This is a genomic window from Rhodanobacter sp. DHG33 (assembly GCF_014843005.1).
Lineage (GTDB): Bacteria > Pseudomonadota > Gammaproteobacteria > Xanthomonadales > Rhodanobacteraceae > Rhodanobacter_A.
The window spans coordinates 1-355 of record NZ_JACYXM010000034.1 but is presented as its reverse complement, the minus strand read 5'-3'; the positions used below and the strand labels follow the sequence as shown (position 1 = coordinate 355).

Here is a 355-nt window from a genome sequence, read left to right as displayed (position 1 = left end):
TGGGCACATAGGTGCCACCGGCCTTGAGGATGGCCAGCTGAGTGATGACCAGGGCGGCACTGCGTTCGAGGAGGGTGACGACACATTCGCCCGGCTTTACTCCGCGATCGATCAGATGATGGGCGAGGCGATTGGCCTGGGTGTTGAGCTCGGCGTAGGAGAGGGACTGGTCCTCGAAGACGAGGGCGGTAGCCTCGGGGTGCTGCTGTACTTGTTGCTCGAACAACTGGTGGATGCACAGCTGGTCGGGGTAGGGCGCGTCGGTCCGGTTCCAGGTCTCCAGCAGCAAGGTGCGCTCATCGGAGGCCAGCAGGTCGATATGAGCGACTGTTTGCGTGGCATCGGTGACCATGGC

1 protein-coding gene is annotated in these 355 nt (G+C 62.8%); it reads right to left on the bottom strand.

Going from position 1 to position 355, the window contains the following annotated elements; translation table 11 throughout:
- Positions 1–355: AMP-binding protein (locus IHE46_RS16860; protein ID WP_192166090.1), on the bottom strand; the 355-nt coding region annotated here is incomplete at both ends.